This is a genomic window from Curtobacterium sp. C2H10 (genome assembly GCF_025407985.1).
Classification (GTDB): Bacteria; Actinomycetota; Actinomycetes; order Actinomycetales; family Microbacteriaceae; genus Curtobacterium.
The window spans coordinates 1-320 of record NZ_JABXGF010000117.1 but is presented as its reverse complement, the minus strand read 5'-3'; the positions used below and the strand labels follow the sequence as shown (position 1 = coordinate 320).

General features: G+C 73.4%; 1 pseudogene. It reads left to right on the top strand.

Going from position 1 to position 320, the window contains the following annotated elements:
* Window positions 1-320: pseudogene (locus HWD93_RS18270) on the top strand (hypothetical protein); the annotation flags it as partial.

Sequence of the window (320 nt, the reverse complement as noted above, 5' to 3'; positions counted from 1 at the left end):
GGTTCCGTCGAACGACGCATCCGTCGCCGGAGCGTGCACCGCTCCCGCTCGACCGCCGTGGCGGTGTCGCTCGTGGTCCTCGCCCTGGTCGCTGCGTGGATCGGCACCGAAGCGGTCCTCGCCGCCATCGGCCGGCCCCCGCTGCTCGCCGACCCGCAGACCGTCGTCGACGCCGCGCTCCGCCCGGACGCCGCGTTCGTCACGATCGCGGAGGTCATCGCCGTGGTCCTTCTGGTCCTCGGTGTGGTCCTGATCGTCCTGGCCCTGAAGCCCGGCCGGCAGCACCGCTCCGTCATCGACCACGACCGCGGTGCCGTCGT